The organism is Shewanella gelidimarina (assembly GCF_023283945.1).
Lineage (GTDB): Bacteria > Pseudomonadota > Gammaproteobacteria > Enterobacterales > Shewanellaceae > Shewanella > Shewanella gelidimarina.
In genome coordinates this window covers 93,324-114,759 of the sequence record NZ_JAKIKW010000009.1, presented here as the reverse complement: position 1 = coordinate 114,759, position 21,436 = coordinate 93,324, and the positions used below count along the sequence as shown (strand labels likewise).

The 21,436-nt window shown below is 44.3% G+C and carries 17 protein-coding genes and 1 pseudogene; 2 read left to right on the top strand and 16 right to left on the bottom strand.

The annotated features are described in order from the left end of the window. Positions 1–9: 9 nt before the first annotated feature. The 3 genes from folP to rlmE all read right to left on the bottom strand — a co-directional run bounded on the left by folP (position 10) and on the right by rlmE (position 3,554). Positions 10–882 (bottom strand): dihydropteroate synthase, encoded by an 873-nt coding sequence (gene folP / locus L2729_RS10000; protein ID WP_428848236.1) that lies wholly within the window; start codon positions 880–882, stop codon positions 10–12. A gap of 28 nt (positions 883–910) precedes the next feature. After that, entirely contained in the window at positions 911–2,863 is a 1,953-nt protein-coding gene (gene ftsH, locus L2729_RS09995; protein ID WP_283104198.1) for an ATP-dependent zinc metalloprotease FtsH, read from the bottom strand. 61 nt (positions 2,864–2,924) lie between these two features. Then, on the bottom strand, positions 2,925–3,554 hold the full coding sequence (gene rlmE, locus L2729_RS09990; protein WP_248988127.1) for a 23S rRNA (uridine(2552)-2'-O)-methyltransferase RlmE: 630 nt from the start codon (positions 3,552–3,554) through the stop codon (positions 2,925–2,927). 91 nt (positions 3,555–3,645) lie between these two features. Between rlmE and yhbY the strand changes: the two genes are divergently transcribed. Continuing rightward, positions 3,646–3,945 carry a ribosome assembly RNA-binding protein YhbY gene (yhbY, locus tag L2729_RS09985; protein WP_101089990.1) on the top strand — a complete coding sequence of 100 codons (300 nt, stop codon included), beginning with the start codon at positions 3,646–3,648 and terminating at the stop codon, positions 3,943–3,945. An 88-nt stretch (positions 3,946–4,033) separates the two neighbouring features. On the opposite strand, the gene secF is transcribed toward yhbY, so the two are convergent. From secF to dnaK, 12 genes and pseudogenes are all read right to left on the bottom strand, one after another. Beyond that, on the bottom strand, positions 4,034–4,933 hold the full coding sequence (secF, locus tag L2729_RS09980) for a protein translocase subunit SecF (RefSeq protein WP_248988126.1): 900 nt from the start codon (positions 4,931–4,933) through the stop codon (positions 4,034–4,036). 1 nt (position 4,934) lies between these two features. Continuing rightward, a complete protein-coding gene (gene secD / locus L2729_RS09975; RefSeq protein ID WP_248988125.1) occupies positions 4,935–6,749 on the bottom strand; it encodes a protein translocase subunit SecD in 1,815 nt (604 codons plus the stop codon). A gap of 632 nt (positions 6,750–7,381) precedes the next feature. Then, positions 7,382–7,897 carry a hypothetical protein gene (locus L2729_RS09970; RefSeq protein WP_248988124.1) on the bottom strand — a complete coding sequence of 172 codons (516 nt, stop codon included), beginning with the start codon at positions 7,895–7,897 and terminating at the stop codon, positions 7,382–7,384. Between the two features lie 147 nt (positions 7,898–8,044). Continuing rightward, positions 8,045–8,521 carry a transcription elongation factor GreA gene (greA, locus tag L2729_RS09965; protein WP_101089987.1) on the bottom strand — a complete coding sequence of 159 codons (477 nt, stop codon included), beginning with the start codon at positions 8,519–8,521 and terminating at the stop codon, positions 8,045–8,047. A gap of 367 nt (positions 8,522–8,888) precedes the next feature. Then, entirely contained in the window at positions 8,889–12,110 is a 3,222-nt protein-coding gene (gene carB, locus L2729_RS09960) for a carbamoyl-phosphate synthase large subunit (RefSeq protein WP_248988123.1), read from the bottom strand. 28 nt (positions 12,111–12,138) lie between these two features. Continuing rightward, positions 12,139–13,311 (bottom strand): glutamine-hydrolyzing carbamoyl-phosphate synthase small subunit, encoded by a 1,173-nt coding sequence (gene carA, locus L2729_RS09955; RefSeq protein ID WP_248988122.1) that lies wholly within the window; start codon positions 13,309–13,311, stop codon positions 12,139–12,141. Between the two features lie 175 nt (positions 13,312–13,486). Next, positions 13,487–14,302, bottom strand: coding sequence for a 4-hydroxy-tetrahydrodipicolinate reductase (gene dapB, locus L2729_RS09950; protein WP_248988121.1), 816 nt, complete (start codon positions 14,300–14,302; stop codon positions 13,487–13,489). A 63-nt stretch (positions 14,303–14,365) separates the two neighbouring features. Beyond that, the gene (gene bamJ, locus L2729_RS09945; RefSeq protein ID WP_248988120.1) at positions 14,366–14,983 is read right to left on the bottom strand and encodes a BamJ family beta-barrel-assembly machinery protein; all 618 of its coding nucleotides are present in this window, start codon (positions 14,981–14,983) and stop codon (positions 14,366–14,368) included. A gap of 82 nt (positions 14,984–15,065) precedes the next feature. Further along, positions 15,066–15,512, bottom strand: a pseudogene (locus tag L2729_RS09940) (M48 family metallopeptidase); the annotation flags it as partial. Between the two features lie 246 nt (positions 15,513–15,758). Then, positions 15,759–16,148 carry a M48 family metalloprotease gene (locus L2729_RS09935; protein WP_428848235.1) on the bottom strand — a complete coding sequence of 130 codons (390 nt, stop codon included), beginning with the start codon at positions 16,146–16,148 and terminating at the stop codon, positions 15,759–15,761. An 87-nt stretch (positions 16,149–16,235) separates the two neighbouring features. Next, positions 16,236–17,366: a molecular chaperone DnaJ gene (gene dnaJ, locus L2729_RS09930; RefSeq protein WP_248988119.1), complete on the bottom strand. Its 1,131-nt coding sequence runs from the start codon at positions 17,364–17,366 to the stop codon at positions 16,236–16,238. 89 nt (positions 17,367–17,455) lie between these two features. Then, positions 17,456–19,381 (bottom strand): molecular chaperone DnaK, encoded by a 1,926-nt coding sequence (gene dnaK, locus L2729_RS09925; protein ID WP_248988118.1) that lies wholly within the window; start codon positions 19,379–19,381, stop codon positions 17,456–17,458. A gap of 304 nt (positions 19,382–19,685) precedes the next feature. On the opposite strand from dnaK, the gene L2729_RS09920 reads away from it, so the two are divergent. Beyond that, the gene (locus tag L2729_RS09920; RefSeq protein WP_248988117.1) at positions 19,686–20,603 is read left to right on the top strand and encodes a DMT family transporter; all 918 of its coding nucleotides are present in this window, start codon (positions 19,686–19,688) and stop codon (positions 20,601–20,603) included. Positions 20,604–20,693: 90 nt separating this feature from the next. Here the strand turns inward: L2729_RS09920 and L2729_RS09915 are convergent, their stop codons facing one another. Further along, positions 20,694–21,350 carry a hypothetical protein gene (locus L2729_RS09915; protein ID WP_248988116.1) on the bottom strand — a complete coding sequence of 219 codons (657 nt, stop codon included), beginning with the start codon at positions 21,348–21,350 and terminating at the stop codon, positions 20,694–20,696. Positions 21,351–21,436: the final 86 nt, after the last annotated feature.

Sequence of the window (21,436 nt, the reverse complement as noted above, 5' to 3'; positions counted from 1 at the left end):
AGCGAGTGCTTAGCTTAAATCCTTGTAATTTTTAGTTGCACTTAACACAGCCATCATGTCAGCGGTTTCTTGTACATCATGCACTCGCACAATACTTGCGCCCGCCTGTACTGCCAACATATTAGCAGCAAGAGAGGCACTTAGTCTTTGTGACACTTCACGATTAAGTAGTTGTCCAAACATGCTTTTGCGAGACATCCCAGCCAAAATTGGTAGCTCAAATGTACTCAATTCAGCTAAACGCTGCAGTATCTCGTAATTATGCGCTAATGACTTGCCAAAACCAAATCCCGGATCGAGCACAATATTCGCTCGTTTGACTCCCGCTTGAAGACAAGCCTCAATACGCCACTCAAAAAACTGAGCAACATCCTTAACAACGTCATCATAAACAGGTGCTTGTTGCATGGTTCGAGGTTTACCTTGCATATGCATTAGGCAAACAGGGACACCAAGCTCAGCTGCCGCCACTAATGCACCAGGCTCTTGCAGTGCCCGAACATCATTAATAAGGTGCGCACCTGCAGCAACAGCGGCTCTCATTACCACGGGCTTGCTAGTATCGATTGAGATCCATACATTATGAGTTTTAGCGACATACTCTATCAGCGGAATAACTCGGCCGAGCTCATCAGTTTCAGAGACATCCTTAGCGCCAGGACGAGTAGACTCACCACCAATATCAATAAAGGTCGCCCCTTGAGCGACCATGGTATCGGCTTGATCGCAGGCTCTCGCTATTGAAGCAAATTCTCCACCGTCAGAAAAAGAATCTGGGGTGACATTTAGGATCCCCATGATCACGGCAGTTGATAAATCTAACGCTTTATCACCACTGGTTAATATCGACAAAATAAAGCTCCATAAACAAGAAAACCCCATAAAGGGGTCTTCTAAAATTGTCTAAAGATTACTTAGCAGGTGATTCGTCTGCATCACTTACATCCGTTTTACTATCTTCAGTATCCTTAACATCTTCTTTCTTTTCAGAAGAAGCGTCATTACTGTCATTATCCTTAGACTGCTTATCTTTTTCCCATTCAGCAGGTAAACGCACTTCACGACGTTTCATCAAATCATCAATTTGATTCGAGTCTATCGTTTCATACTTCATCAGCGCATCTTTCATCGCATGAAGGATGTCCATATTCTCGGTAAGATACACTTGCGCTCTATCGTAGTTAGACGATATCAGCAGCTTAACTTCAGCATCGATAATACGCGCAGTGTCATCTGACATATGCTGCGACTTACCCATGCTGCGTCCAAGGAAGACTTCATTCTCATCTTCAGCATAGAGTACTGGGCCTAACTTGTCAGAGAAGCCCCACTGGGTCACCATATTACGTGCTATTGATGTCGCATATTTAATATCCTGCGAAGCACCCGTAGACACTTTCTGGCTACCGTAGATAATCTCTTCGGCTAAACGACCACCATAGGCAACTGAAATCTGGCTTTCTAGTTTCTGTCTGCTTTGGCTAATAGCATCCGCTTCAGGCAAAAAGAAAGTCACACCCAACGCTCGACCACGTGGAATAATAGTCACCTTATGCACAGGATCATGCTCTGGCACTAAACAACCGACAATCGCATGACCTGCTTCATGGTAAGCGGTCATCTCTTTTTCAGCTTCAGACATCACCATAGTACGGCGCTCTGCACCCATCATGATCTTGTCTTTAGCACTTTCGAACTCTTCCATGCCCACGACGCGGCGACTGTTACGAGCTGCAAATAATGCCGCTTCGTTGACAAGGTTAGCAAGGTCTGCACCAGAGAAACCTGGAGTACCACGAGCAATAACACTTGCCTTAACACCGTCAGCCAATGGCACTTTGCGCATATGGACTTTAAGAATTTGCTCACGACCACGAACATCAGGCAGACCCACAACAACTTGACGGTCAAAACGACCAGGACGTAATAACGCTGCATCTAACACGTCTGGACGGTTAGTCGCGGCGATAACAATGACACCCTCGTTGCCTTCAAAACCATCCATTTCAACCAGCAGTTGGTTCAAGGTTTGCTCACGCTCATCATGACCACCACCAACACCTGCGCCACGCTGGCGACCTACGGCATCAATTTCATCAATGAAGATAATGCAGGGAGCAGACTTTTTAGCTTGCTCAAACATGTCACGCACTCGCGATGCACCAACACCCACAAACATTTCAACGAAGTCTGAACCTGAAATGGTAAAGAAAGGCACTTTAGCTTCACCCGCAATGGCTTTAGCAATTAGCGTCTTACCGGTACCTGGTGGGCCAACAAGTAACACACCAGTAGGAATTCGTCCGCCTAACTTTTGGAAACGCGTTGGCTCTTTTAAGTAATCAACCAATTCTTTAACGTCTTCTTTCGCTTCGTCACAACCAGCAACGTCAGCAAAAGTCGTTTTAATTTGGTCTTCGCTCATCAATTTGGCTTTACTCTTACCAAATGACATTGCGCCTTTACCACCACCGCCTTGCATCTGACGCATGAAGAAAATCCATACCCCGATAAGCAGCAGCATAGGGAACCAAGAGATAAAGATTTGAGTTAAGAAACCCGACTCTTCAGCTTCTTGTCCTTTCATCATAATGCCTTTACGGGCTAGATCATTGATCAAGTCAAGATCTGGCATTGGCATAATAGTGGTGAACTTCTCTCCAGTACGCTTTGTTCCTTCAATCGTACGTTGATCGCTTTTCACTTCGACAGTATTAATCTGCCCGTCACGAACATCGTCTAAAAAGGTAGAATAATCCATCTTCTGCTTGGTAGAAGAAGAGGGGGAATAGCCCTGAAACACTGCCATCAACACAACCGCGATGACAACCCAGAGAATTAAATTTTTAGCCATGTCACTCAAATTACTCGACCTCTTTTTAAAGTCTTTCGAAAACTAATGTTAGAGTACTTACGATAGATTACTATAACTTGTACCCCGTCGCCACAAGATAGACCTCACGTGATCGTGCTCGCGATGAATCTGGCTTACGTGTTTTAACGGTTTTAAATGCTTGTTTAACTAATTTCATGTACTCGTCAAAGCCCTCCCCCTGAAAGACTTTAACAGCAAAACAGCCATTAGGTGCCAAAACTTGATGGCACATATCTAATGCGAGTTCGACTAAATACATAGCACGAGGTTGATCGACCCCGCCAGTACCACTCATGTTTGGCGCCATATCAGATAATACGACATCCACTTTAGCATCACCAACTCGCGTCAGCAGCGCATCAAGTACGTTCTCTTCGCGGAAATCACCTTGTAGGAAATCGACCCCAACAATCGGGTCCATAGGTAAAATATCGCACGCGATAACTTTACCTTTGTCGCCAGCGAGTTTAACAACCACTTGCGACCATCCTCCAGGTGCTGCGCCTAAGTCGACCACGGTCATGCCGGATCGTATAAGTTTATCTTTCTCTTGGATCTCCTCTATCTTAAAGGCCGCTCGCGACCTAAAGCCGCGCTTTTGCGCTAGCTTGACATAGTGATCATCGAAATGTTCTTGCATCCAGCGTGAAGAGCTGGCGGTTCGTTTTTTACCTGACATTTAAAATCCGCAACAATTGAGAGTTACACAAAGCATATATAAGGGTAGAATAGCGGCTTTTCAACAGTAACTCAGCATAAAGTTGGTATAAATGAACTTAACAACCAAACAAAAACAGCACTTAAAGGGCTTAGCGCATAATTTAAAGCCTGTAGTGATGCTTGGTGGCAACGGCCTGACTGAAGGTGTACTGGCTGAAATTGATAGTGCACTCTCTCATCATGAATTGATCAAAGTGAAAGTAGCCTCTGGTGACAGAGAGCTTAAAAATGCAATCGTCGACGCCATCGTACGTGAAACCCAAGCTGAAAAAATACAGCTTATCGGTCACGTCTTAGTACTGTTCCGACAGTCTGAAGAAATGAAAATTGCTGTGCCTAAGGCAAAGTAATTAGCAAAGTTTCTTTTAAAAAAGAAAAGTTTGCAAGATAAATAAAAAAAGCCGCTGATTATTCAGCGGCTTTTTTTTGTGCCTTTAATTATGGAGCGTCACATATAGGCTCTACTTTATAATGCTCAGAGTTAACCTTCAGCAGCTCAGGCAAGCAGGTCCCGATAGAAATTGACGAGAAGGTACCAATCAGAATGCCGAGAAACATTGCTATCGAAAAACTCTCTAAAGGGCCACCGCCCATTATCCACAATGCAGAAACAGTGATTAAAGTGGTACCACTCGTCACCATGGTGCGAGAGAATGTCGCCTGCACCGCCCGACTGCATACCGCTTCAATCGCCATTTTAGGCTTAGAGGTTAATAGCTCCCTGATCCGGTCTGCGATAATGATAGAGTCATTTAGCGAATACCCCAAAATAGCTAACACTGCTGCGAGTACAGTAAGGTTAAACTCCATCTGAGTTAACGCAAAGAATGCCAAGACAAAAGCCACATCATGAAATAGTGCCAATAGTGCACCACTGGCAAGACGCCATTCAAAGCGAAAACTTAGGTAGCCGAGGATACATAACATAGCAACTAAAAGTGCTAAGCCTCCCTGCTCTGCTAACTCTTGGCCTATTTGCGGCCCAACGATACTCGAATTAAGCACTTCGAGATTATGGGTCAATGGAGCCAAAACATCGGTGATACTCGTACTCGATTCAGCGTTAACTTGGCTATATCTCAGCACCCAACGTCCAGCTTCACCCGCCGAAATAACACTCACATCTTGATCTGAGTGTAGCGCTAGTAGCTCACTTATCTGAGCGGCCTTGATATTGCTATCAAGCTTCACCTCGGTAACCACACCACCGGTGAAGTCTAAACCCCAATTAAAACCATTAACAAAAATAATGCCGACAGAGCAGAACATTATCATTAAAGACATTAGACTAGATAAGTAGCGCGCTCTAGTTAACTTACTTAATTTTTTAAAATTCATATTACACCTTCACATCGCGGCTAAAATCGCGTCCATAAACCCAATTAACTAATGCTCTTGAAGCAAAAATACCGGTGAACATACTCGTTAATAGCCCCAGCCCTAAGGTCAAAGCAAACCCTTGAATAGGGCCATTACCGATTGAATACAACACTATCGCGGTGATCATCGTGGTAAAATTGGCATCTATAATGGTGGACAAAGCGCTGTCAAAACCTCTATCAATCGCATGCGCAAAGCTCTTTCCCTCTTTTAACTTATCTTTAATCCTTTCAAAAATAAGTACATTGGTATCAACCGCCATACCAACCGTTAATACCAGTCCCGCAATACCGGGTAAGGTCAACACTGCCCCAGGGATCAAAGCCAAAAGACCAAATAGCAAAACCATGTTTGCAACTAACGCAATGTTTGCTATCCAACCGAGTCGGCGATACCAAAGCCCCATGAATAACAGGGTAAACGCCATCCCTAGAGCAAGTGCCGAAAAGCCATTAGTAATGTTTTCTTCGCCTAAGCTCGGGCCAATAGTGCGCTCCTCTACGATAGTCACTGGCGCAGTCATAGACCCTGCTCGAAGTAATAAAGCCAGCTGCTGTGCACTGGCATAGTCACCTGCACCCGTAATGCTAAAACGGTCACTAAGCTGAGACTGAACCGTGGCGACACTAATCACTTCTGTGGTTTGCCTTATCTGGCCTTTATTATCTCGGCTATATTCACTGTATGAGGTCGCCATCGGTTTGCCGATATTGTCACGAGAGAAGTTCGACATGATTTTTCCACCGTCACGATCGAGGTGAATAACGACTTCCGGCAAGCCCATTTCACCTAAAGAAGCCCTAGCATCAATGATATGCTCGCCACCTAAAACGGGCTTCCTTGCCACATAGACTGGTGCTTTCAGCTCATCAATTAACACTTTGGCATTCACAGAACCCGGTTGCATAACCTGATAAAATGCTAGGCTCGCCGTTGCGCCAATGACCGATTTAGCAGCCGCGGGATCTTGCACGCCTGGCAGCTCAATTCTTATGCGGTGCTCGCCTTGACGCTGCACAACAGCTTCGGTTATTCCGAGCTGCTCAATACGACTGCGCATAATTTGCAGGTTTTGTTTTACGATCAAATCGCGAATATTAATTTTTTCACTCGCTAATAAATCCACATTAAGCGCGCTATCACCCGCATTCGTTACCCGCCAATTCGGATACTGCTGCTTAACGAATTGTCTTAGCGCCTGCCTTTGGTTTGGATCTGAGACTGAGATGTTTACCTTTCCACTCGAGCGTTGCTGAACCTTGGCGCCATAAAGAGACTGCTCACGAATAAATTGCCTTACGGATTCGACAAGAGCGTCGTAATGCAGTTTGTAAACCGGTTCAATTTCTACATCAAGTAAGAACTGCACTCCACCTCTAAGATCTAAGCCAAGTTTAATGGGTGAAAAACCTAGAGATAGCAGCCAATTGGGTGCATCTGGTGCCAGTGTTAGAGTCAACTCTGAAGGATCAGCAACTTGCTCGGAGAGCATCGTTTTAAGCTGGGCTTGCTGCGAGTTATCATCGAGTACGATCAGTGTTTCCCCCTTAGCTTGGTCAATACGTTTGACGTTAACGCCCTGGGACTCGAGCAAATGGTGTAGCGCTAAAGAGTCAACTTTTAGACCAGCCTTCGCACCGATTTGCACGGCGGCATCTTCACCATAAAAAGTAGGCAGTGCACTGAATAACATAATGATAATGGTGACTAATAACAGCACATACTTCCATGCACTGTAATGATTTAAAATCGTCGTTTTTTTATTTTCTCTCATATTGTCTTGCTCTTTATATTCACTAGTAACGCGATAAATATTTGCTGTTATCCCAGTAGGTACTGGAAAATGCAATATTGTTTTGTTAGGGGCTGTTGATCTTTCACGGTTGTTTTTGCCGCAGTTTATTGGCTATTTTGACAAGGCGGAGGCTATGTCGTTTAGTTATTCTCCACAAATAGCCTACAACACCGTAAAAATAGCCAAGAAGCGCGGCCTTTAGGGTTCGTTTCAATAATTTTATGACTGCGTTACGAGCTTTTCGCTTAGCCAGCTAAGCATCATCGCTCAAGCCTTGTACTAAAATCATTGAATTCGAACAAAAACTAAGCTCGAAAGATCAACAGCCCCTAGCTATCGAGAGAGTGATTTTGTCCAAGCTTGCTTGGCATCAAGTTCCAATATAAAAATCAGACGCTGATATCTAATCGACATAAAGCGTCAATTTCAAACGTCTAAAACAGATATTGATGACAATTAAGCCGCAAAGGACAAATACAGTTTCACCAGTGTTCGCTTACATCAATTCACAATGGAGCGATATTCAAGCACACACGGTTAAGTGTGAATTTGACTTTGGAATGACTGCTAGCAACCGTTCTCGATAGTTAAGCCAACGGGCTTATCGATACTTAGCTAAGGGAGTGGGAGTGAGAAAAACGGTAGAGTAAATTAGATTCTTTCCATGCAGAAAGTCGATGAGAAGCGCTTTCAATATGCAACAACCAATCCACAGCAGGGCTGACATCTATTCGATAACCAACAGTTAAAGAAGGAATGGGGGGGGATAAAAACTCAAAAGCTAACAGAAAGCTTGGACGATTTCGTAGCGGATCGTGTTGCGAAAAATTAATAAAACGCTGCGACACCAGTGGGGCATATTCAGAGCTATCGCCTTCAGTCTGCTTGGCTTGCTTATCTTGTAACCTTAAAAGCATATTGCTGGATAGATTATGCAGCTGCTGGCTATCTAGAGCGATCGAATTGTAACTAGAAGACCCAAGCTGCACTTCAGATTGAGTAAGATCTAAAGTAACAAAGCTGATGTCATTATTTTGCTTTGGCACAGATGCACTCGCAGACATAGGAGTGAGAAATAATCCCCCGATGAATAGTAAGATGAATCCAAACCGCCAAAATAACTGCACTAATTTTTGCCTATATTCAGGTATATCTATTAAGATTTATATACTAAGCGTAGCGCTCAGCTTATACAAACTTTTAATAGCATCACAATAAAAATCTCATAAAAAAACCGCTAAACAGCGGTTTTCTTTAATATCTGAACAATTCAGTTAGATATATTGGACTTTAATAATTTCAAAGTCGTTGGTACCACCGGGTGTAGTGATCGAGATTTCATCATCAACACTCTTACCAACCAAACCACGTGCGATAGGTGAGCTCACTGAAAGTAAATTCTCTTTCACATTAGCTTCATCTTCACCCACGATGCGATAGGTCACTTCTTCATCAGTATCGACGTTTAAGATCGTCACTGTAGTACCGAAAATAACTCGACCGGTATTAGGCATGTCCGTCACATCAATAACTTGTGCATGAGACAGTTTACCTTCGATATCACGAACTCGAGCTTCACATAGCCCTTGCTCTTCTCGAGCAGCGTGGTATTCAGCGTTTTCTTTCAAATCGCCTAGCTCACGCGCTTCACCGATTGCTTGTGCAATTTTCGGACGACGGTCAAATTTCAAAATCTCTAATTCTTTACGTAGTCGTTCAGCACCGACGACTGTCATTGGAACCTTACTCATAAGCTTCTTTCGTCTCCTTTAAAACAAAAGCAGTCCTCGCTGACGGGTCAATTTGTCAACGTGGCAATAATCTGTGGAATTGCGCTATTGTAAACGCTGAGGGCAAAAGTTGCACCTGCAGAATTTATAGAGCTTACTCAACCTTGGCAATACTTACTAGCAAAGTCAGATAAATCTTTATTAATCGAGAGTCCGTTCACCTAATTTGCACCTTTACTTCTACCTCAGCTTTATTCGCCTGCGCTGAGCGCTAGTAACATAGAAGTTGTACCGGGGTTTATATCCATATCTATCGTTTGGGCATCATCCTGAAAATAAATCATAAAAAAGGCCGCAAAAAATGCGGCCTTTTTTGCATCACTTAAATTTACTTAGCAATACGTTTATGTAGCTCTTGCACTGACGTCACATTTGAACGGGAATCGGCAGCATGCGCCATACACGTTGCAAATGCAGCATTCAATGTCGTGGTGTAATTCACTTTATAGCGCAGTGCACCGCGGCGAAGTTGACGTGAATCTTCAATCGCCTTACGACCTTCAGTGGTATTGACAATGTAGGTATATTCGCCATTCTTAATACGGTCAAGAATATGCGGACGACCTTCGTGTACCTTGTTCACTAGGCGTGGGTTAATACCCGCTTCGCCTAAAATAACTGCAGTACCGTGAGTCGCATCAATTTCATAACCCAGTTCAATCAACTTAGCGGCTAAATCGGCAACACGGGCCTTATCACTGTTACGAACAGATAATAATGCACGGCCTGATTTAGGCACTTCACACGTCGCACCAAGCTGCGCTTTAGCATAGGCTTCAGCAAACGTGTCGCCAACGCCCATCACTTCACCTGTTGAGCGCATTTCAGGGCCGAGCAATGGATCAACGCCAGGGAACTTGTTAAACGGCAATACCACTTCTTTTACAGAGAAAAACGGTGGGATCACTTCCTCAGTCACATTCTGTGACTTAAGGCTTTGACCCGCCATAACACGTGCCGCAATCTTGGCTAACGGTACACCTGTCGCTTTCGATACAAAAGGAACGGTACGCGCTGCACGAGGATTAACTTCAATCATGTAGATTTCGTCATCTTTGATGGCAAACTGTACGTTCATCAAACCGATAACGCCAAGCTCCATGGCCAACTTACCCACTTGCACACGCATACGATCTTGAATATCTTGGCTCAAGCTATAAGGAGGTAAAGAACAACCAGAGTCACCAGAGTGAACGCCCGCTTGCTCGATATGTTCCATGATAGAACCGATAACCACAGTTTCACCGTCACAAATTGCATCGATATCGACTTCAATCGCATTATCAAGGAATCTGTCTAGCAATACTGGTGATGCATTTGAAACACTCACCGCTTCATTGAAATAACGGCGTAGATCTTGTTCGTCGTAGACGATTTCCATTGCGCGGCCACCGAGTACATACGATGGACGAACCACTAATGGATAACCGATACGCTCGCCAGAGATAACAGCGCCTTCAACAGTTGTAACCGTATCATTTTCAGGTTGCTTCATGTTTAAACGCACAATCGCTTGCTGGAAACGTTCGCGGTCTTCAGCACGGTCAATGGCATCTGGACTTGTACCAATAATGGGTACGCCAGCGGCTTCAAGATCACGGGCTAACTTAAGCGGTGTTTGGCCACCGTACTGCACGATAACGCCTTTTGGCTTCTCGATACGCACGATTTCAAGTACATCTTCAAAAGTAATCGACTCAAAATACAGACGATCTGAGGTGTCGTAATCGGTAGATACCGTTTCAGGGTTACAGTTAACCATGATGGTCTCGTAACCGTCTTCACGTAACGCTAACGCCGCGTGTACACAACAGTAATCAAATTCAATACCTTGACCAATTCGGTTAGGTCCGCCGCCCAATATCATGATTTTTTCACGATTTGATGGGTTAGCTTCGCACTCTTCTTCATAAGTTGAGTACATGTATGCGGTATCGGTTGCAAACTCAGCGGCGCAAGTATCAACACGCTTGTAAACCGGATGAATTTCAAAACGAGTACGTAATTTACGCACTTCAGTCTCGCTAACACCGGCAAGCGCTGCTAAGCGCGAATCGGCAAAACCTTTGCGCTTAAGCTTACGTAAAGTATCTTTGTCTAAACCCGCAAAGCCCGCTTCGGCAACTTGTGTTTCAGACTTAAGTAAGTCTTCAATTTGCACTAGGAACCAAGGGTCAACATTGGTTAAACCAAAGATATCCTCAACCGACAAACCTAAACGGAATGCATCGGCAATATACCAAATACGCTCTGCACCAGGTTCTTTTAGCTCATGACGAATACGAGAAAGCGCTTCGCTGTCCGCTAAATCAACTTCAGGACATAGACCATTTTTGCCGACTTCAAGACCACGTAAAGCCTTTTGCAGCGATTCTTGGAATGTACGGCCAATGGCCATCACTTCACCAACAGACTTCATCTGCGTCGTTAGACGGTCATTAGCACCGGCAAACTTTTCAAAATTAAAGCGAGGTATTTTAGTGACAACGTAATCGATAGCAGGTTCAAATGACGCTGGCGTCGCGCCACCGGTAATGTCGTTGCTTAATTCATCCAGAGTGTAACCGACGGCTAACTTAGCGGCGATCTTAGCGATAGGGAAACCCGTTGCTTTAGACGCCAATGCAGATGAGCGAGACACACGCGGGTTCATCTCGATGATAACCATACGGCCATCAACTGGGTTGATACCAAACTGTACGTTTGAACCACCGGTTTCAACACCAATCTCACGCAAAACTGCAAGCGATGCATTACGCATCAACTGATATTCTTTGTCGGTTAGCGTTTGCGCAGGTGCTACGGTAATCGAGTCACCCGTGTGCACGCCCATAGGGTCGAAGTTTTCAATGGCACAGACAATGATGCAATTATCTTTGCGATCACGTACCACTTCCATCTCGTACTCTTTCCAACCAATCAAAGACTCATCGATAAGCAGTTCGCTGGTCGGAGAAAGATCCAGACCTTGAGAACAGATATCTTCAAATTCTTCTTTGTTGTACGCGATGCCGCCACCGCTGCCGCCCATAGTGAATGATGGGCGAATAATACATGGATAGCCGACTTCTGCTAATACAGCGCGAGCTTCATCCATATTATGAGCGATACCAGCACGAGGACATTCAAGTCCAATCGACTTCATCGCCTTATCAAAACGGCTGCGGTCTTCCGCTTTATCGATTGCATCGGCTGTGGCGCCAATCATATCGACATTGAACTCTTTTAGTACGCCACGGCTTTCAAGCTCGAGTGCACAGTTAAGTGCAGTCTGGCCACCCATTGTTGGTAAGATCGCATCTGGGCGCTCTTTAGCAATAATGTTGCGTACTACTTCCCAGTGAATAGGCTCGATATAAGTTGCATCGGCCATCTCTGGGTCAGTCATAATCGTTGCAGGGTTAGAGTTAACAAGAATAACTCGGTAACCCTCTTCGCGTAGGGCTTTACAGGCTTGAGCGCCTGAGTAGTCAAACTCACAGGCTTGACCAATAACAATTGGTCCAGCCCCTAGGATAAGAATACTCTTTATATCGGTACGTTTTGGCATTGCTTAAATCTTCTCCCGGATGAGGTTACTACTTGGCGTTCTGGCGATAGAGTTCAATCAAGTCTATGAAATGATTAAACAGTGGCGCGGCATCATGTGGTCCAGGGCTCGCTTCAGGGTGACCTTGGAAGCTAAACGCTGGCTTATCAGTAAGGTGAATACCTTGCAAAGAACCATCAAACAGTGACTTGTGAGTCACTTTAATATTGGCTGGCAGGGTTGTTTCATCTGCAGCAAAACCGTGGTTTTGACTGGTGATCATTACATTGCCTTGCTCGATATTGCTCACTGGGTGGTTTGCACCGTGATGACCAAATTTCATTTTCAAGGTTTTAGCGCCTGAGGCTAATGCTAATAACTGGTGACCTAAACAGATACCAAAGACAGGAATTTCCGTCTTTAAAATCTCTTGAATCGCCGTAATTGCATAGTCACAAGGTTCTGGGTCACCAGGACCATTTGATAGGAAAATCCCATCTGGGTTCATCGCTAACACTGTCGATGCAGGTGTTTGTGCCGGAACAACAGTCACGTCACAGCCACGGTCGACTAACATGCGCAAAATGTTACGCTTAACACCGTAATCATAAGCAACGACTTTATACTTAAGCTCTGCTTCAGTCTTGTCAGACGGTAAACCGCCCACAAGACGCCAGCTACCGCTGCGCCATTGATAGGCTTCAGTGGTGGTAACTTCTTTGGCTAAATCCATGCCTTTTAAACCAGGGAACGCTTTAGCAGCTGCTACCGCCTTGGCTTCATCTAAGTCACCCACAAGAATACATCCTGCTTGGGCGCCTTTTTCTCGTAGTATACGAGTTAATTTACGGGTATCAATATCCGCAATACCAACGACGTTGTTGGCCTTTAAGTAGTCACTTAAAGATTGCTGATTTCGAAAATTACTTGCGGTAAGTGGCAAATCTCGAATAATTAGACCACAAGCATGAACAGATGAGGACTCAGTGTCTTCATCATTGGTGCCAGTATTACCGATATGTGGGTAAGTTAAGGTTACGATTTGACGTGAATACGATGGATCAGTCAAAATTTCTTGGTAACCAGTCATTGAAGTGTTAAATACCACTTCACCAACAGACATCCCTTCAGCACCAATTGCAGTGCCAGAAAAAACGGTTCCATCTTCAAGTACGAGTAAGGCAGACTTTGTCAACGCGACCTCCGGAAAGAGCCAAATCATTGAAATACAATGTTTTTTGTGTTTTTTTAAAATACCAACTTTCGATAAAATACGAAATTTTGACAAATTCCGCCGATTTTATATGGAAAATGGGTACTCGTCTATAGCGGAACTGTGCTTTTAACAAAAATAACTGTTCGCGCAAAAAAAAACCGCTAATAGCGGTTTTTAATATTTATTGTTTTAAGCCAAGGACTTGCTGCATATCATAGAGCCCTTCGCCCTGAACGACCAACCAGGATGCAGCTCGCATCGCTCCATTCGCAAAGGTCATCCGACTCGATGCTTTATGGGTTATTTCGAGTCGCTCACCGATATCGGCAAACATTGCAGTATGTTCACCAACGATATCGCCAGCACGTATGGTCGAAAAACCAATGGTTTCTCTATCGCGCTCACCAGTGATCCCTTCTCTGCCGTAGACGGCACATTTATCAAGATCACGGCCTAATGCTTCAGCGATGACTTCACCCATTTTGAGTGCCGTCCCTGAAGGGGCGTCTTTCTTATAACGGTGGTGGCCTTCGATAATTTCGATATCACTATAATGACCCATCACTTCGGCAGCCACTTCAAGCAGCTTCCACATGAGGTTTACGCCGACAGCCATATTAGGCGCCATCACAATTGGCACTTGTTTAGAGTATGCTGAAATTTGCTCTTTTTGAGCATGATTGAATCCGGTTGTGCCGATAACAATAGCTTTGCCATTGTTAGCACACCAACCAGCATGGATGACACTAGCTTCAGGCGAAGTAAAGTCGATGAGCACATCAAAATCATCAACGGCCTTATCTAGCGAGTCGGTAATCGCAACATTCATTGCGCCCACACCTGCAAGTTCTCCCGCGTCAACACCCATCAACGTAGAACCCGCACGCTCAATCGCAGCACCTAACAAAATGAGATCATTCTGTTTAGCCGCTTCAATAAGAGTACGTCCCATACGACCACTGCCGCCGGTAATAGCCACTCTTACTTTTTCAGTCATCTCGGTCACTCCTTACAAATGTCAAAAAAAAGCCTAAGTATTAACTTAGGCTTATTGGCTAACTTAGATAATGTCTAACAATTCAACTTCAAATACCAAAGCTGAATACGGTGGGATTGAAGCACCCGCTCCACGCTCACCGTATGCTAGATGATGCGGCACGAACAACTTCCACTTAGAACCGACAGGCATTAGTTGTAATGCTTCAGTCCAACCAGCGATAACGCCAGACACTGGAAATTCAGCAGGCTCGCCACGAGCAACTGAACTATCAAATATATTACCAGAGATGAAAGTACCGTGATAATGAACACGTACTGTTGAATCATAATCAGGCTTGTCGCCATTACCTTCAGCAATAACTTCATACTGTAGGCCAGATTCAGTGGTCAATATACCGTCACGTGCAGCGTTATCAGCTAGGTACTTATCACCCTCTTCTGATGCAGCGGCAGCGGCAGCTTCTTGCACTTTCTGGATGCGTTGGCTGATTTCAGTAAATGCGACTTGCATATCTTGCATATCAACAATACTTTCTTTACCTTCAAAAGCGTCAGATAGACCCAATTGAGCAGCTGAAATATCGATACCCTCAAATGAGTTAGCAGCGAGTTGCTCACCTAGTTGACGACCAACACCGTAACTTGCTTGCTCTTCAATTGTACTGAACTTATCAGACATAATGATTATTCTCTCAATGATTCAATGAATTTTCGCGCGAAACCTTAGCATATTTTCTGTGATATAGCCCTAAAAAGCGCAGCTATTTTGGCCTTTGACAAGTATCTTTCACACTAACACGATTAGCCTCATAAAGATGTTGAGCTTTAGCCTGCATTTCCTGTAATGATTCAATGCGCTGGCCATATGATGGGTGGGTCGATAGCAATTCAGGACCTTGTTCACCACCCGCTTTAGCCATATTACGCCACAGTGCTACACTTTCGGCAGGATTAAACCCTGCAGATGCCATCAATTGTACACCCATAATATCGGCTTCGGTCTCTTGCTCTCGACCATAAGGCAACATATACCCCACTTGAATGCCTAAATCTAAGGCGGCCATATACCCCTCTTGATTTGAAACACCACCAACACCTAGAGCAAGATCCGCAAACTGCATTCCCACTCCAGTCATTTTCGCGCGCGATACTTGCTCATTGCTATGGTTAGCCAGAACATGCGCAACTTCATGGCTAATACCAATTGCATTAAAAGTTTGACCATTCAGCGGAATTCAAAGCCCTGTAGGCAAGATGGGGGATTGAAGCTAATAGTTATTCTATATCCAAAGCCCACAACGAAGCTTAAAGGGCTTTGCCATTTGATTTAAACGTCGGCCGCACTACGTGAGCGACTCAGACTTTCCACTTCTGCTTTGCATTAGCTTAAAAGGGAATAACCATTTCTTCACCAATGTGCCTTGAATTGAAAAGTCTGAGGCGCTCTGAATTGGTCAAATACTTAATGCAATTGGTATAATAACCGTCGCCAATTGATCTTCATTGATCGCAACGTTGAGCAAGCCAGTGTAAACACCAATATGCCGGCCAGGCAGTGCAAAGGCATTCACTTGTTTAGAATCGAACACAATAACCTCCCAACGCTGACCTTGATCTGGTTGTGCCCGTGTAATTCGAGCCGCCACACAATTTACAAGTTGGTTGAGTGCAACGTTACGACTGACCTTTTCCTTCTTTTTAAGCTCAGTAAAAGAGGCGTCTCCCAACTGTGACATCTCTTGAGTGGAAAACAATAGTGTTTGATCTCTACCTGTCGGCGATTGATGAGTCACGCAGCCTGATACAAACAACGCTGTACTCACCATTATTAGTAATCCTTTCATAGCAGATTCAGTCCATTATTTTGGGTAAAAAAAAGCCTCGCTATGCGAGGCTTTAGTCGTTCTAAATCAGCCAGTCGATGACTTTTATTAGCTATTCAAGTCTTGGAAAAACTTTTTAACACCGTCAAAAAAACCGTCAGCTTTTGGGCTATGTTTTTTTGATTCGCCAGTGAGTGTATCTTCGAATTCTCGAAGTAACTCTTTCTGACGTTCATTCAGGTTAACCGGAGTTTCCATTACAACCTTGCATAACAAGTCACCAACAGCATGACTGCGTACAGACTTCACGCCTTTACCGCGCATACGGAACATACGGCCAGTTTGCGTTTCGGTTGGGATTTTAAGATTAACTTTACCGTCTAATGTCGGTACTTCAATCTCGCCGCCCAACGCCGCCTTGCTAAATGAAATTGGCACTTCGCAATAAAGGTTATTCCCATCGCGCTGGAAAATAGCATGTTCACGTACACTGACCTGAACATATAGGTCACCAGCAGGTGCACCAAACTCGCCCGCTTCGCCTTCGCCAGTTAAACGAATACGATCGCCGGTATCAACCCCTGCAGGGATCTTAACAGCCAAGGTTTTGCTCTTCTCAACACGACCTTCACCATGACACTTATTACAAGGGTCTTTAATGATCTTACCGCGACCATGACACGTTGGACAGGCTTGCTGAACAGCAAAGAACCCTTGACGCATCTGCACTTGGCCTTGGCCATGACAGGTACCACAAGTGGTGGGTGATGAGCCTTTCTTAGCGCCACTACCACTACAAGGTTCACACGCGACCAATGTTGGAATGCGCAGTTCTTTGCTTAAACCTTTAACTGCTTCTTCTAAAGACAGTTCAAGGTTGTAACGTAGATCACTACCGCGTGCAGCTTGACGTTGCCCGCCGCCACGACGGCCACCACCGAAGATATCACCAAATACATCGCCAAACACGTCGCCAAAATCAGCACCGCCTTGACCGCCACCACCACGATTAGGATCAACACCAGCATGACCAAACTGATCATAGGCGGCTTTCTTATCGCTGTCGGTAAGGATTTCGTAAGCTTCTTTAACTTCTTTAAAGTTAGCTTCTGCTTCTTTATCACCTGGGTTGCGATCTGGGTGAAACTTCATTGCTAAACGCTTATAAGCTTTTTTCACTTCGCGTTCGCTGGCGTCACGTCCGACACCTAATACTTCGTAAAAATCTCGCTTTGACATAATCTCATGCTTTCTTTGCTGGAGTTACACGAACGGGCGTTAGAGTTTCCTCATAACGCCCGCTAGAATAAATTAGGAGTTATCCGGCATTATTTTTTGTCGTCTTTCACTTCTTCAAACTCAGCGTCAACAACATCATCAGCTGCGTGAGCGTCTTGTTGAGCTTCGTCTGCGCCTTCTGGTTGACCTTGCTGCGCTTGCGCTTTAGCTTGGGCAATTTCCATTAGCTTAGAAGAGGCTTCCATTAGTTCTTGAGTCGCTTTTTCAATCGCTTCTTTGTCATTGCCTTTAGTCGCAGTGTCAACAGCAGCCATTGCAGCTTCAATTTTCTCTTTTTCGTCAGCAGGTAATGCTTCACCAGCTTCTTCGATTTGCTTCTTCGTTGAGTGAACCATGCCATCGGCTTGGTTACGCGCTGTGACTAGCTCTTCGAACTTAGCGTCTTCATCAGCATGAGCTTCAGCATCACGAACCATTGCTTCAACTTCTTCATCACTTAGACCTGAAGAGGCTTTAATCGTAATGTTCTGTGCTTTGCCGGTCTTCTTATCTGTAGCAGATACATGCAAGATACCATCGGCATCGATATCGAAAGCAACTTCAACTTGTGGCATGCCACGTGGAGCTGGCTCAATACCTTCTAGGTTGAATTGACCTAGAGACTTGTTACCGCTTGATTGCTTACGCTCACCTTGAAGTACGTGAATAGTCACAGCACTTTGGTTGTCGTCAGCAGTCGAGAACGTTTGTGACGCTTTAGTCGGGATAGTAGTGTTCTTCTCGATAAGCTTAGTCATTACGCTACCCATAGTCTCAATACCTAGAGACAGCGGCGTAACGTCTAGTAGCAATACGTCTTTAACGTCGCCAGAGAGTACGCCCGCTTGAACAGCTGCGCCAATAGCAACGGCTTCATCAGGGTTAACATCTTGACGTAGCTCTTTACCAAAGAAAGCAGAAACTTCTGCACGTACTTTAGGCATACGAGTCTGACCACCAACAAGAATCACTTCGTTGACATCAGAAACTTTTAAGTCAGCATCTGCTAGAGCAACTTTTAGTGGCTCAAGTGTGCGAGTAATCAAGTCTTCAACAAGTGACTCAAGTTTTGCACGAGTGATCTTAACCACTAAATGCTTAGGACCTGTTGCATCAGCTGTGATGTAAGGTAGGTTAACTTCAGTTTGAGTGGTGCTTGAAAGCTCAATCTTCGCTTTTTCAGCAGCTTCTTTAAGACGCTGCATCGCTAGTGGATCGTTACGTAGATCAAGACCTTGTTCTTTTTTGAACTCATCCGCAAGATACTTAATCATACGGTTATCAAAATCTTCACCACCTAAGTGAGTGTCACCGTTAGTCGCAAGCACTTCGAAAGTCTGCTCGCCATCAACGCTGTCGATTTCAATGATAGAGATATCGAATGTACCACCACCTAGATCGTATACTGCAACGATGTTATCGCCTTGCTTCTTATCAATACCGTATGCAAGTGCAGCAGCAGTAGGCTCGTTGATAATACGCTTAACTTCTAGACCAGCAATACGACCAGCATCTTTAGTTGCTTGACGCTGTGAATCGTTAAAGTATGCAGGAACAGTAATAACCGCTTCAGTGACTTCTTCACCTAGGAAATCTTCTGCAGTCTTCTTCATCTTCTTCAAGATTTCAGCAGAGATTTGTGGTGGAGCCATTTTCTTGCCTTGGGCTTCAACCCAAGCATCGCCGTTATCTGCGCCAACAATTTTGAATGGCATGATATCAACGTCACGTTGAACTTCGTCATCTTTAAAACGACGACCAATAAGACGCTTAATCGCATATACGGTGTTAGTTGGGTTTGTTACAGCCTGACGCTTTGCAGGTTGGCCAACTAAAGTTTCATCTGCAGTGTATGCGATGATTGAGGGTGTAGTACGATCGCCTTCAGCATTCTCTAATACGCGCGCTTTGTCGCCATCTAATACTGCAACACAAGAGTTTGTTGTGCCTAAATCGATACCAATAATTCTACCCATGGAGTCCTCCGAAATATGTCTTAACTAAATTTGTTATCTGGTAATAGAAATGGGGTCAGACTGAATCGTTTTCAAGTCTTACATTTTGTCCATTTCGTCTCTTGGTTACCTATATTGGGACGTTTGAAACGAATACAAGGGAAAAGTGTAAATTTTGTCATTTGATTACATATTTTAGATCTCACACTTAGTTCAGACCCAAGAACGATGTATAATGCATACAATCGAAGAAGGTGTCGTTCAGTTTAACGTATGTGATAGCTGATCGTATGAATGTAGTCTCGAAGCAGTAGAGTAATTAAAATTGAAACAATCCCATCAGGCTTACGTTTTTGGCATCGGTGCAATATTGCTGTGGTCAACCGTAGCAACGGCTTTTAAAATTGCCCTGACACATTACACTCCGCTGCAGCTAGTACTAGTTGCTGTGACCACCTCTATTGCTGCGCTTGGATTTATCCTTGTGGCACAAAATAAGTTGTCACTGGTTAGAACGCAATTTGTCAGCCGGCCACTGTTTTATTTACAAACCGGTTTGCTCAGCCCTTTCTTGTACTATTTAGTGTTATTTAAAGCTTATGACCTTTTACCTGCACAGCAAGCATTGTCGCTTAATTACACTTGGGCAATTTTGTTGCCTTTATTGTCAGTGCCTTTATTGGGACAAAAGTTAAGAAAGAGTGACCTAGTGGCTGCTCTAGTGGCGTACTTGGGCGTATTTACCATTGCGACTAAAGGCAATTTGACTGGCTTTGAATTTGAAAGCACCGCTGGAGTGGTACTGGCACTCACCAGCACGCTGCTGTGGTCTCTCTATTGGATCGTTAACACCAAAGATAAAGGTGACCCTGTGGTGAGCTTATTACTCAGCTTCCTTGTTGGGTTGCCATTCATTGTCACGGCACTGCTTATGACACAATCGCTACCGACTTGGAATGTAGAAGGCATGTTAGCCGGTATGTATGTTGGTCTGTTTGAGATGGGTGTGACCTTTGTGCTGTGGCTTATTGCGTTGAAGAAAGCGGAGCGCACCGCTAGCATTACCACACTGGTGTTTATCACCCCCGTGCTATCGATAGGCTTTATCGCTTGGATCCTGCATGAAAGTATCGAACGTTCGACTTATATGGGCTTAGGCTTGATTTTATCTGCTCTTGCGCTGCAGCAGGTGCTCCCTAAGTTGGGTAATTGGCGTAACAAAAGACGAATTCCAGCACAGTAATATTGTAAAGAGCAATAAAATTAACAACATAAATAAACCGGTAACTATGCCGGTTTATTTATCATTGAACAGTTGCTAAAGATGTTATTCCTATAGCTTAACAACCACTATTTCACCCACTCCAACATCAACTGACAATGCCGCCTCTCCGCTCAAGTCTTTGCTCGAATATGACTGGGCCAACACATTATCTTCTACGGCTAACTGCTTTCCCAATTCTGAAATTGAAACATCCCCAACACCGGAGTCAAGCTCTACAGTATTAAACAAAGTTTGATGCTCAACTCTTGCGCTACCGATACCCAGTTCGATATCAATGTTATTCGACAAACCTGTAACTTCAACACTACCAATACCGACGTCCAATGATAAGGCCGCTTGTGTTGGCAAATAGACAGTCCATTGCTGCTCTATATTGCCTTGTTCACTGAGCATTAAACTGATGTTGCTTGTCGTGACAGTAGATTCAATAGCCACTTTATTGAGATCGGTATCGCCCCAGAAAAATAACCAATTGGTATCAGCACTTTCAACCACCACTTCAATTTTGATTTCACTATTGTCTGTGGCAATAAACTTTGCCGAACCTATGTCCATGTCTAGATTAACGACCTGACCGTTATAGGCATAACTCTGGCTAAGGGTACGTGTCGATGCCGCAAAAGCCGTCGTTGAGACCATCGCCAACATAAAGCATAGCGATGCGATAACACCTGTTTTGATTGTTGTAGCCTTTACGATCGTCATAATGAAGTCCTTTTGATTTGATTCATATTGCATTTACTGAATATTGAATTGCAATCAACAGGCCAACTTTAAACTATATGATTTTC

Coding starts and splice junctions, on each gene's coding strand:
- folP (WP_428848236.1), bottom strand. CDS start 882: ATGGGGTTTTCTTGTTTATGGAGCTTTATTTTGTCGATATTAACCAGT.
- secD (WP_248988125.1), bottom strand. CDS start 6,749: ATGAGAGAAAATAAAAAAACGACGATTTTAAATCATTACAGTGCATGG.
- dnaJ (WP_248988119.1), bottom strand. CDS start 17,366: ATGTCAAAGCGAGATTTTTACGAAGTATTAGGTGTCGGACGTGACGCC.
- dapB (WP_248988121.1), bottom strand. CDS start 14,302: ATGACTGAAAAAGTAAGAGTGGCTATTACCGGCGGCAGTGGTCGTATG.
- carB (WP_248988123.1), bottom strand. CDS start 12,110: ATGCCAAAACGTACCGATATAAAGAGTATTCTTATCCTAGGGGCTGGA.
- greA (WP_101089987.1), bottom strand. CDS start 8,521: ATGAGTAAGGTTCCAATGACAGTCGTCGGTGCTGAACGACTACGTAAA.
- yhbY (WP_101089990.1), top strand. CDS start 3,646: ATGAACTTAACAACCAAACAAAAACAGCACTTAAAGGGCTTAGCGCAT.
- carA (WP_248988122.1), bottom strand. CDS start 13,311: ATGATTTGGCTCTTTCCGGAGGTCGCGTTGACAAAGTCTGCCTTACTC.
- L2729_RS09915 (WP_248988116.1), bottom strand. CDS start 21,350: ATGACGATCGTAAAGGCTACAACAATCAAAACAGGTGTTATCGCATCG.
- L2729_RS09935 (WP_428848235.1), bottom strand. CDS start 16,148: ATGAAAGGATTACTAATAATGGTGAGTACAGCGTTGTTTGTATCAGGC.
- bamJ (WP_248988120.1), bottom strand. CDS start 14,983: ATGTCTGATAAGTTCAGTACAATTGAAGAGCAAGCAAGTTACGGTGTT.
- secF (WP_248988126.1), bottom strand. CDS start 4,933: ATGAATTTTAAAAAATTAAGTAAGTTAACTAGAGCGCGCTACTTATCT.
- dnaK (WP_248988118.1), bottom strand. CDS start 19,381: ATGGGTAGAATTATTGGTATCGATTTAGGCACAACAAACTCTTGTGTT.
- rlmE (WP_248988127.1), bottom strand. CDS start 3,554: ATGTCAGGTAAAAAACGAACCGCCAGCTCTTCACGCTGGATGCAAGAA.